The sequence below is a fragment of the Enterobacter sp. TMH.L2 genome, from assembly GCF_050847315.1.
GTDB lineage: Bacteria > Pseudomonadota > Gammaproteobacteria > Enterobacterales > Enterobacteriaceae > Cedecea.
Genome location: NZ_CP193791.1, coordinates 4,801,282 through 4,811,582 on the forward strand (window position 1 = coordinate 4,801,282; position 10,301 = coordinate 4,811,582).

Genomic DNA, 10,301 nt, shown 5'->3' on the forward strand with positions numbered 1-10,301 from the left:
GGGTCAATTTTCCTTTTGCTGTGGCAGGATCTTAAGGAAATTATAGTCATAACGCTAATCAACATAGGCTTTGAGTACGTCAGTGAGCCATTCCATAAACAAATGCACTCGCCGGGAGAGGTTGCGGCGATGCGGATAAAGCAGCGAAATCGGCATCGGCTCGGCGCGGTACTGAGGCAAAATTTCCACCAGAGTGCCCTCTTTGAGCTGGGTTTTCACGCCCACGCGAGGTACCTGAATGATCCCCAGCCCGGCGACACAGGCGGCCTGGTAGGTTTCCGTGCTGTTAACGGTGATCAGGCCACCGGTTTTCACCCACTGCGTTGTTTTATCCAGCCAGACTTCAAAGCCTTGTGGGCGGGTGCCGAGATTTTGAGCGTAATGCACCAGGGCATGCGAAGCCAGGTCGTCCAGGCTTTCGGGATAGCCAAAGCGGCTGAGGTAGTCGGGGCTGGCGCAGTTGATCATGGTGAATTTCCCCAGCGGCCTGGCTACCAGACCTGAGTCTTTGAGGTGGCCCACGCGCACCACGCAGTCAAACCCTTCCCGGACGACATCCACCATTCTGTCGCTGCTGCTAAGCTCTAGCTCTATGCCTGGATATTGCTGCAGAAATCCCGGCAGTTTCGGGATGATCAAGCCGCGCGCCAGCGTAACGGGCATATCGATCCTGATGCGCCCGCTGACGCTGGCGGGATCGGTCTGGAACAGGCCGTCGAGTTCATCGAGGTTAGTTAACAGGTCGCGGCAGCGTTCGTAATAGACCATTCCGTCCTGGGTGAGCTGAACCCGGCGAGTGGTGCGGTGCAGCAGGCGCGTGCCGAGTGAGGTTTCCAGCGCCTGGACCTGACGAGAAACGCTGCCCTTCGGCAGCCCAAGCGTGTCCGCGGCGCGGGTAAAGCTCTCCAGCTCCGCAACCCGCACGAAAAGCTGCATTGCGTGTATTTTATCCATCGTATCACCACATTGTTGCTGAAGATGAAACAGTGATGCGCATTTGGCCATATTTATTGATTTTGTATCAGCTAATAAGCTGTATCTCAATGTCCTGACAGCCAAATAAGAGGTTTATCATGAGTCAACGTATCGCTTTAGTGACCGGCGGCAGCCGTGGTTTAGGCAAAAACGCAGCGCTGAAACTGGCTGCACGCGGAATCGGTATTCTGCTGACCTATAATAGCCAGCGCCAGGAAGCCGAAGATGTTGTGCGCGAAATTGAGCAAAAAGGCGTGAAAGCGGCCGCAATCCAGCTCAACGTCGGTGATTCTTCTACCTTCGCTGGGTTTGTTGAGCAGGTGAAAGAAACGTTGCGCGAGGTCTGGCAGCGAGACACGTTTGATTATTTATTGAACAACGCCGGGATAGGTCTTGAAGCATCGTTTGCCGAGACCACCGAAGCGCAGTTCGATGAAATAATGAACATCCATCTTAAAGGGCCTTTTTTCCTGACTCAGGGCCTGCTGCCACTGATTAAAGACGGCGGCCGCATTCTGAATGTTTCCACCGGCCTGACCCGCTTCTCGCTGCCGGGTAAAGCCGCCTACGCCACGATGAAAGGGGCGATGGAAGTGCTGACCAAGTACCAGGCCAAAGAGCTGGGATCGCGTGGGATTGCGGTGAATATTATTGCGCCAGGCGCTATTGCCACCGATTTCAGCGGCGGTATTGTGCGCGACAACGAACACGTTTCGAAGGCGATTGCAGCACAAACCGCATTAGGGCGTGTAGGTCAGCCGGACGATATCGGCGATGCGATTGCGGCGATTCTTAGTGATGAGACGGGCTGGATGAACGCGCAGCGGATTGAGGTTTCCGGCGGGATGTTCCTTTAGTTTTTTGGCCGCTCCCGGCAGGTGACCCTCACTCTAACCCTCTCTCTAAAAGGGAGAGGGGAACGACCGCCGTCTGCTTCCGTGCAATCGAGCAGCCAGAAGGAAGGGGGGTATTTCCCCCTCGCTCCTTTGGGGAGAGAGCCGGAATGAGGGGCAACTTCTACGCCGTAATTTCCCAGCCGCGCGCTTTCCACAAGCCCGGTAACTCAGCCAAATCGGTAAACGTCGTCACCTTCGGATGGTCGATCGGCTTGTTATGCGGATCGGCACAGAAGTAAAACACCTCCATGCCTGCCGCAATGCCCGACTGCGCACCTGCCATAGAATCATCCACCAGAATGCAGCGCTCTACGTCCATGTTCATCTGTTCCGCCGCGTGGAACATCAGGGCCGGGTCCGGCTTCCAGCGCTGAATGTCGTAGCCGCTGTACAGGGCATCCGGGAAGTAGCCGAGCATTCCGGTCTTGCCGAGAGAGTGCTGCATTTTGCTGACCGGGCCGTTGGATACCACGCACATCGGCTTATTGATTTGCGCCAGCAGCGTGTTCGCCCCGGCGATTGCCTGAAGTTCGCTGTCAAACAGGCGGGCAACTTCGGCGCGGTAGATCACTTCCAGCTCGAGCTTAGGCAGGCTGGTGCCGTACTCAGCGTTGATGGTGTCGATAATTTCGTAGAGTTTGACGCCTTTGAAGGTCTTGAAGACATCTTCGAGCGCAAGTTGAATGCCATATTGCGCAAACATATGTACGTAGGCTTTGGAGCAGATGACCTCGCTGTCGACCAGCGTTCCATCGCAGTCAAAAAACACCGCTTCTATCCGGGACATGCCATTTCCTTTCTCTTTGGTTTAACGTTTACTCTATGCTTTTTGCGCAACGCAATCGATCCCGTTGCGGTAATTTCAGCGAAAAAAGTGGATGATTTGCGTTATCCCCCGCCAATTTTGGTATAGGATAGCGGCGTATTTTTTCCTCTTTTAGTTCGGAAACCGATAATGAGCCAACCACAGTCCACTCCGGAAACAACCCCGGGGCTGCTCGAACGCGCGTTCAAATTACGCGAACACGGTACTAACGCCCGCACCGAGGTGATCGCCGGGTTCACCACCTTCCTGACGATGGTGTACATTGTTTTTGTTAACCCGCAGATCCTTGGCGCGGCCGGGATGGATACCCAGGCGGTATTCGTCACCACCTGCCTGATAGCCGCCTTTGGCAGCATCCTGATGGGGCTTTTTGCCAACCTGCCGGTGGCACTGGCACCGGCGATGGGCCTGAATGCCTTTTTCGCCTTCGTGGTCGTCGGCGCGATGGGTCTGTCCTGGCAAGTCGGCATGGGCGCGATTTTCTGGGGCGCCGTAGGCCTGCTGCTGCTGACCATCTTCCGCGTTCGCTACTGGATGATTGCGAATATCCCGCTTGGCCTGCGCGTTGGCATTACCAGCGGTATTGGCCTGTTTATCGGCATGATGGGGCTGAAAAATGCCGGGATCATCGTGGCCAACAAAGAGACGCTGGTCAGCATCGGGAACCTGACTTCCCACAGCGTGCTGCTGGGGGCGTTGGGCTTCTTTATCATTGCGATTCTCGCTTCCCGTAATATTCACGCGGCGGTGCTGGTTTCTATCGTGGTAACCACGCTGCTGGGCTGGCTGCTGGGCGACGTGCAGTACCACGGCATCGTGTCTGCGCCGCCGAGCGTGAGCAGCGTTGTCGGGCAGGTGGATTTAGCCGGGTCGCTGAATCTGGGCCTAGCAGGCGTCATCTTCTCCTTCATGCTGGTGAACCTGTTTGACTCCTCCGGCACCCTGATTGGCGTCACGGACAAAGCCGGGTTAACCGACGAGAAGGGCAAGTTCCCGCGCATGAAGCAGGCGCTGTTCGTGGACAGTATCTCTTCCGTGACCGGCTCGTTCTTCGGGACTTCTTCTGTTACTGCCTACATCGAAAGCTCATCCGGCGTTTCCGTCGGGGGCCGCACCGGTCTGACCGCGATTGTGGTTGGCCTGCTGTTCCTGCTGGTTATCTTCCTGTCACCGCTGGCGGGCATGGTGCCTGCGTATGCGGCCGCCGGGGCGCTGATTTACGTTGGCGTGCTGATGACCTCCAGCCTGGCCCGCGTGAAGTGGGATGACCTGACCGAAGCGGTACCGGCGTTTGTTACCGCGGTGATGATGCCGTTCAGCTTCTCGATTACTGAAGGTATTGCGCTGGGCTTTATTTCCTACTGTGTCATGAAGTTGGGCACCGGCCGCTGGCGCGAGCTGAGCCCGTGCGTGATCATCGTGGCGCTGCTGTTTGTGCTGAAAATTGTGTTCGTTGATTAAAGCCAGACGCTAAAAACAACAACGCCAGTCATGTGACTGGCGTTTTTTTTTGGCCTGGAATCAGGCTTTAACGCGCTTGATATAATCGCCAAAGGCGGTGAGCTGCCCGGTCAGATGGTCGAGCGTGCTTTGATCCACCACTTCGCCGCTCTGCGGGTCGACTTTGTTCTGAATCACGCCGCCCATAAACTCAGGCTTGTTCATCACCATCGCGTCCAGGAAAACGAGGATCTGGCGCAGGTGATACTGGCAGCGCGCGCCGCCGATAGCACCCATGGAGCTGGTTTGAATCAGCACTGGCTTGCCGGCGAGCGGCTGTTCAGGCAGACGAGAAAGCCAGTCGATGGCGTTTTTCAGGCCACCCGGCACGGAATAGTTGTATTCCGGCGTCACAATCACCACGCCATCAGCCTGGCGGATTTGTGCGGCAATGGCTTCCACGCTCTGCGGGAAACCGTCTTCTTGCTGGATATCGGCATCGTACAGCGGGATATCGCCGATGGAAGGCAGGGCATCTATCTGCATGCCTGCCGGGGCGATGTTCGGCAGCGTACGGGCGACCATCGCGTTAAATGAACCCTTACGCAGGCTCCCCAGTAAAGTCACTATCTTCAACGAATCAGACATTGGTACTCCTTTATGTGTCAGGACGTTCGGGAAAATGTGTTATGCGGCGTTGCTGCCTCTGATGATATACCCGTCAGGCGAATGATGCGCGCCTGGGCGCTTCGGCTGCGAGCTTCGGCATCCGGCAGGGCGTTCCAGCCCTGTTGGCCGTCGAATTCCCACAGCTTCAGGCGCTCCACGCCTGGCGCCACGGCACAGCCCCAGATGAGGATGTCTTCCGCATCGCTGATAGCTTCAATATGCGGCTCGTTTATGACGCGCAGACGACCAGAGCCTGGCAATAATTGTAGTGTGCTGAGGCTGGTCTGGGGATTGTCCGTTAGTTTCAGGACGCTACGCCGCAGCGTATGCAGCTGGGTTCTGGCTTCGTTGGGATCGTTTTGGTTATTGATCCAGGTCATTTCGCTGCTGCTGGACTGAGACGGTGGCACAACCGGGGACGGGGCCTGGAAACTGCGGCGAAGCTCCATGTCCAGCCCGCAGCGCCCTTCGGTTGCCAGCAGCACGCCCACCATGTTACCGGCGTAGGCGATGCTGAAATCCGGCAGTTCGGCGTCGGCAAAGCGCGGGCGACCTGCGGTAGACGTAATGATTTGCGGCAGGCGCTGGGTACCGTACAGCATAAACATCATCTCTGCGACCAGCGTACGCGACGCGAGATAGCGCGTGCGGCGATGTTCTGGCATCAGGCTGGCGGCGTTAAGAATTTCGTCGTTCAGTCGGGGTGAAGTGAGGTTGGGAGGGTTCAGAGCCCATCTTGCAAAATGCGTCGCCATTTGTCGCTCCTTGATAATGGTCAGTCGATGTCATGCTGTTTCGGGTGGCTGAAACAGCGCTCCGCGTCCGATCCTGAATCTTGTCAGGGATCGAAGAGTAGTCTCTGGCTCAATGCGCTGTCATTGATGCTCTTCAATAGCATGAACTATTTTTTGAACAATATATTATATATTCAATCCTGGGAAAATTCTTAGTGGTTTGCGTAAGTGGAGCACTTAAAAATGTCGTTCTGAAGACATCGTCTTGAAATGATGAAGTATTTTAAATATGAGGAAAATGCCCCGCATTCTGAAGTGTGACGCGGGGCGGCGGTAAGGGGTTATTTCCCGATACAGAAGCTAGAGAAGATGCGCCCTAACAGGTCGTCAGAGCTAAATTCGCCGGTGATTTCACTTAAGTTCTGCTGCGCCAGGCGCAGCTCTTCTGCCAGCAATTCTCCGGCCCAGGCACCCAGCAGCTGGGCTTTGCCCTGTTGCAGGTGTTCAGCGGCTTGCTCAAGCGCCTGCAGGTGACGGCGGCGGGCGAGGAAGCCGCCTTCCATGTTGGTTTCGAAGCCCATGCTCTCTTTCAGATGCGCGCGCAGCACGTCAACACCTTCCCCGGTACGGGCGGAAAGACGAACAAGTGAGTGACCATTTACTTCGCTCAGGCCAAGCGTTTCGCCGGTGACGTCCGCTTTATTGCGCACCACGGTAATCGGCAAACGCTCCGGCAGACGGGCGATGAAATCAGGCCAAATCGCCGCCGGGTCAACGGCGTCGGTGGTGGTGCCGTCCACCATGAACAACACGCGATCCGCCTGCTCAATCTCTTTCCAGGCACGTTCAATCCCGATGCGTTCAACTTCATCGCTGGCTTCGCGCAGGCCCGCAGTATCGATGATATGCAGCGGCATTCCGTCGATGTGGATATGTTCGCGCAGGACGTCACGCGTGGTGCCGGCGATATCGGTGACGATAGCCGCTTCACGCCCGGCCAGCGCATTCAACAGGCTGGATTTACCGGCGTTTGGACGCCCGGCAATAACGACTTTCATGCCTTCACGCAGCAGGCTGCCCTGGCGGGCTTCGGCGCGTACCGCGTCAAGATCGCCAATGACCCGATGCAGCTGGGCTTCGATTTTACCGTCGGAGAGGAAGTCGATCTCTTCATCCGGGAAATCGATAGCCGCTTCCACGTAAATACGCAGGTGAGTCAGCGCTTCCACCAGGTGGTTAATACGCGCGGAGAAAGCCCCCTGCAGCGAATTAAGCGCTGAACGAGCAGCCTGCTCGGAACTGGCATCGATCAGGTCGGCAATCGCCTCTGCCTGCGCCAGGTCGAGCTTATCGTTCAGGAAAGCGCGTTCTGAAAACTCACCGGGGTTGGCGATGCGTAAACCCGGCAGCGCCAGAATGCGTTTTAGCAGCAGGTCGAGGATGACCGGGCCGCCGTGCCCCTGCAGTTCGAGAACATCTTCACCGGTAAAGGAATTCGGGCCAGGAAACCACAGTGCAATGCCCTGATCCAGCGCGCTACCGTCGGCATCGCGAAAGGGAAGGTAATCCGCGTAGCGCGGCTTCGGCAGCTTACCGAGCACCGCCTCTGCGACCTCGCGCGCCTGGCGGCCGGAAATACGCAGGATGCCTACGCCGCCACGCCCCGGCGGAGTAGCCTGGGCAATGATAGTGTCATGATTGCTCATCGTTTATCTCAGACCTTGAATCAAAAAGAAAAAGGCGGTCAATCGACCGCCTTTCGTAAGCTTAACGCCAAATATTATCAGGTCTTTTTCTTGTCGCGGCTATGCAGGCCACGCTTTTCCAGACCGCGATAAATCAGCTGCTGCTGAAGGATGGTCACCAGGTTGCTGACGATATAGTACAGCACCAGACCTGACGGGAACCACAGGAAGAACACGGTGAAGATGACCGGCATAAAGGTCATGATCTTCTGCTGCATCGGATCGGTTACGGTGGTCGGCGACATCTTCTGGATGAAGAACATCGTGGCGCCCATCAGAATCGGCAGGATGTAGTACGGGTCCTGTGCAGACAGGTCGTGGATCCACAGTGCAAACGGCGCGTGGCGCAGTTCAACGGAGCCCATCAGCATGTAGTACAGCGCCAGGAAGATTGGCATCTGGATGATCAGCGGGAAGCAGCCGCCCAGCGGGTTAACCTTCTCAGCTTTGTACAGCGCCATCATTTCCTGGCTCATACGCTGCTTGTCGTCACCGATACGCTCACGCATGGCCGCCAGTTTTGGCTGCAGCATACGCATTTTGGCCATCGAGGTGTACTGCGCTTTGGTCAGCGGGTACATGATGCCACGAACGATAAAGGTGATAACGATAATGGAGAAGCCCCAGTTACCGATGAAGCTGTGGATAAATTTCAACAGCTTAAACAGCGGCTGAGAGATGAACCACAGCCAGCCGTAATCTACGGTCAGGTCAAGGTGTGGCGCAACGGCCGCCATTTTGTCCTGAATTTCCGGACCGACCCACAGGGTGCTGCCCATCTGAGCGGTCTGGCCTGGCTGGACGATCTGCGAGGCAGACTTATAGCCAATCGCCGCAACGTCGTTGCTCAGCTTGGTGGTGTAGAAGTTGTTCGCGCCCTGAGTATGCGGCACCCATGCGGTAGCAAAGTACTGCTGCAGCATCGCCACCCAACCGCTGTTGGCGTTGACGTTCAGGTTTTCACCGTCAGCGATGTTGTCGAACTTAACTTTTTCGTATTTCGCGTCCGGGGTGGAGTACGCGGCACCACGGAAGGTGTGCAGCGCAAAGTTGCTGCTGCCGGTGTCGCGATGAGAAGGCAGGTTGATGGACTGCTTCAGCTGACCAAAGGTCGCCAGCTCCAGCGGTTTCTCGCCCACGTTCTTCACGTTGTAGTCCACACCGACAGAGAACTCACCGCGTTTCAGGGTGAAGGTCTTGGTGAAGGTGTTGCCAGCGGCGTCGGTATACGTCATCGGGACAACCAGTTCGTTCTGGCCATCCGCCAGTGCGAAGGTATCGGCAGTGACGTTATACAGCGGACGATCGCCGTTCGCCGGGTTATCCGGGCCATCACGACCGGTCAGGCCGCTCTGCGCCTGGTAGATAAATTCAGGCGTGGTTTCCAGCAGTTGGAACGGCTCTGAGGATTTCAGCTCTTTCGGGTAGGTTGGCAACAGCGCTTGTTCTACATCACCACCGCGGGTGTTGATGGTCAGTTCAAGAACGTCAGTTTTAACCGTAATGAGTTTTCCCTGGCCACTGGCCGGCACACCCTGGTTAGCGGCGTTACCCTGGCTGTTCGTGGTCTGCGTGGTCTGCTGCACCTGAGGTTGAGGAGCGTGGTCCTGCTCCCAGGCTTGCCAGATCATGAAAGACACGAACAACAAAGCGATGAGAAAAAGATTGCGTTGCGAATCCATCGTTAGTGTTCTCTGGTATCAAAAGGTCCGGGCGGAACGGGATCGTCTCCACCAGGGTTCAAAGGGTGGCATTTTAGTACGCGTTTCATCGTTAACCAACTGCCTTTTAACACTCCAAACCTGCGCAAGGCCTCAATTCCGTAGTGAGAACAGGTTGGGGTGAAACGGCAATGCGGCCCGAGAAGCGGACTAATCAGGCGTTGATAGACCCTGATAAGGGCTATCAGGACCCGCGAGCCTGGCGACAATGGCGGCGCCATAACTTTTCCAATGCTTCCGATAAAGCCTGGTTATCCAGATCGGCAACCCCTTTCTTCGCTACTACTACGAAATCCATTGCTGGCAGTTCGTGCTGACGCAGACGGAAGCTTTCACGCGTCAGACGTTTAATCCGATTGCGTTCGTGGGCGCGTTTTACGTTTTTTTTAGCGACGGTGAGACCGATGCGGGGATGCCCCAGCGAATTAAGGCGGCCGAGAATGGTGATTTGCGGCGTGCCAGCCCGTTGTGGCTGCTGGAAGACGAATGTGAAATGATGGGGAGTTAACAAGCGTAACTCCCTGGGAAAAGCTAGCTTAACCACGCAGGGGTTAGCTTTTATTACTTAGAAACGGTCAGACGAGAACGGCCTTTAGCACGACGACGTGCCAGAACCTGACGACCATTTTTAGTAGCCATACGAGCACGGAAGCCGTGAGAACGGTTGCGCTTCAGTACAGACGGTTGAAAAGTGCGTTTCATGGCGATTTCTACCTAAACTATTAAATTTCACTGGATTTGCGTAATGCCCAACAGGGTCTGCGAACGACTTACGCTTCAGTGTGGCTGATTAAAGAGGCCGGATTGTAATAATTGTACACTCCGGAGTCAATTCAATTCCCTTACTGCTGCGCCCTTTTTGACCCCGAAAAGAGGCCCGGATCTCCGCTGAATGACAGCGGCATTACGCGACGGGTTGAGAATTATACGGGCTTACCGTGAAAGCGCAAGGATCCACGAGGATCTTCATCAGATCTCTTTAGCGATATTTGTGCGCTAGTCATTAAATTTTCCAATATGAGACGGTTATACGCTGCACGTGTGGCAGGATCGATTACACTTAACCCGCTCAAAACTTCCCTGTGGATAATTCGTGAAGAATCTGTGAGAAACAGAAGATCTCTGCCGCGCTTTAGGCTATGATCCGCGGTCCCGATCGTGATCCAGCCTTCACCGGGGAAACCGCAAATAGCGGTTCGCGCGCCTCCCACAGCCTGAGAGCGCGTGTCAACAATCATGAATGTATAACTTTCAGTCTTCGTCTTTTTATCGACTTTGTTCGAGTGGAGTCCGCC

At 55.7% G+C, this 10,301-nt stretch carries 11 protein-coding genes; 2 read left to right on the forward strand and 9 right to left on the reverse strand.

What is annotated here, in order from left to right; all coding sequences use genetic code 11:
• Positions 1-54 precede the first annotated feature (54 nt).
• Complete coding sequence (locus tag ACREYP_RS22900) at positions 55-954, reverse strand: LysR family transcriptional regulator (RefSeq protein ID WP_008460628.1); 900 nt, start codon at positions 952-954, stop codon at positions 55-57.
• A gap of 119 nt (positions 955-1,073) precedes the next feature.
• On the opposite strand from ACREYP_RS22900, the gene ACREYP_RS22905 reads away from it, so the two are divergent.
• Positions 1,074-1,832, forward strand: a complete 759-nt coding sequence (locus ACREYP_RS22905; RefSeq protein ID WP_008460629.1) for an SDR family NAD(P)-dependent oxidoreductase — start codon at positions 1,074-1,076, stop codon at positions 1,830-1,832.
• 160 nt (positions 1,833-1,992) lie between these two features.
• On the opposite strand, the gene yieH is transcribed toward ACREYP_RS22905, so the two are convergent.
• Positions 1,993-2,658, reverse strand: a complete 666-nt coding sequence (gene yieH / locus ACREYP_RS22910; protein WP_166994834.1) for a 6-phosphogluconate phosphatase — start codon at positions 2,656-2,658, stop codon at positions 1,993-1,995.
• Between the two features lie 168 nt (positions 2,659-2,826).
• On the opposite strand from yieH, the gene ACREYP_RS22915 reads away from it, so the two are divergent.
• Positions 2,827-4,158, forward strand: a complete 1,332-nt coding sequence (locus tag ACREYP_RS22915) for an NCS2 family permease (protein WP_336706628.1) — start codon at positions 2,827-2,829, stop codon at positions 4,156-4,158.
• A gap of 60 nt (positions 4,159-4,218) precedes the next feature.
• Here ACREYP_RS22915 and ACREYP_RS22920 read toward each other — a convergent pair whose 3' ends face one another.
• From ACREYP_RS22920 to rpmH, 7 genes are all read right to left on the reverse strand, one after another.
• The gene (locus ACREYP_RS22920) at positions 4,219-4,785 is read right to left on the reverse strand and encodes an NADPH-dependent FMN reductase (protein WP_008460636.1); all 567 of its coding nucleotides are present in this window, start codon (positions 4,783-4,785) and stop codon (positions 4,219-4,221) included.
• A gap of 17 nt (positions 4,786-4,802) precedes the next feature.
• On the reverse strand, positions 4,803-5,561 hold the full coding sequence (locus ACREYP_RS22925) for a 4'-phosphopantetheinyl transferase family protein (protein WP_008460638.1): 759 nt from the start codon (positions 5,559-5,561) through the stop codon (positions 4,803-4,805).
• A 320-nt stretch (positions 5,562-5,881) separates the two neighbouring features.
• Entirely contained in the window at positions 5,882-7,246 is a 1,365-nt protein-coding gene (gene mnmE, locus ACREYP_RS22930) for a tRNA uridine-5-carboxymethylaminomethyl(34) synthesis GTPase MnmE (protein ID WP_008460641.1), read from the reverse strand.
• Between the two features lie 77 nt (positions 7,247-7,323).
• Positions 7,324-8,967, reverse strand: a complete 1,644-nt coding sequence (gene yidC, locus ACREYP_RS22935) for a membrane protein insertase YidC (protein ID WP_336818928.1) — start codon at positions 8,965-8,967, stop codon at positions 7,324-7,326.
• Between the two features lie 2 nt (positions 8,968-8,969).
• Positions 8,970-9,227, reverse strand: coding sequence for a membrane protein insertion efficiency factor YidD (yidD, locus tag ACREYP_RS22940; protein ID WP_071530513.1), 258 nt, complete (start codon positions 9,225-9,227; stop codon positions 8,970-8,972).
• A complete protein-coding gene (rnpA, locus tag ACREYP_RS22945) occupies positions 9,191-9,550 on the reverse strand; it encodes a ribonuclease P protein component (protein WP_008460645.1) in 360 nt (119 codons plus the stop codon). The genes yidD and rnpA overlap by 37 nt, the downstream gene beginning before the upstream one ends.
• 17 nt (positions 9,551-9,567) lie before the next feature.
• Positions 9,568-9,708: a 50S ribosomal protein L34 gene (gene rpmH / locus ACREYP_RS22950; protein WP_003849659.1), complete on the reverse strand. Its 141-nt coding sequence runs from the start codon at positions 9,706-9,708 to the stop codon at positions 9,568-9,570.
• Positions 9,709-10,301 lie beyond the last annotated feature (593 nt).

Coding starts and splice junctions, on each gene's coding strand:
- ACREYP_RS22900 (WP_008460628.1), bottom strand. CDS start 954: ATGGATAAAATACACGCAATGCAGCTTTTCGTGCGGGTTGCGGAGCTG.
- ACREYP_RS22905 (WP_008460629.1), top strand. CDS start 1,074: ATGAGTCAACGTATCGCTTTAGTGACCGGCGGCAGCCGTGGTTTAGGC.
- yieH (WP_166994834.1), bottom strand. CDS start 2,658: ATGTCCCGGATAGAAGCGGTGTTTTTTGACTGCGATGGAACGCTGGTC.
- ACREYP_RS22915 (WP_336706628.1), top strand. CDS start 2,827: ATGAGCCAACCACAGTCCACTCCGGAAACAACCCCGGGGCTGCTCGAA.
- ACREYP_RS22920 (WP_008460636.1), bottom strand. CDS start 4,785: ATGTCTGATTCGTTGAAGATAGTGACTTTACTGGGGAGCCTGCGTAAG.
- ACREYP_RS22925 (WP_008460638.1), bottom strand. CDS start 5,561: ATGGCGACGCATTTTGCAAGATGGGCTCTGAACCCTCCCAACCTCACT.
- mnmE (WP_008460641.1), bottom strand. CDS start 7,246: ATGAGCAATCATGACACTATCATTGCCCAGGCTACTCCGCCGGGGCGT.
- yidC (WP_336818928.1), bottom strand. CDS start 8,967: ATGGATTCGCAACGCAATCTTTTTCTCATCGCTTTGTTGTTCGTGTCT.
- yidD (WP_071530513.1), bottom strand. CDS start 9,227: ATGGCGCCGCCATTGTCGCCAGGCTCGCGGGTCCTGATAGCCCTTATC.
- rpmH (WP_003849659.1), bottom strand. CDS start 9,708: ATGAAACGCACTTTTCAACCGTCTGTACTGAAGCGCAACCGTTCTCAC.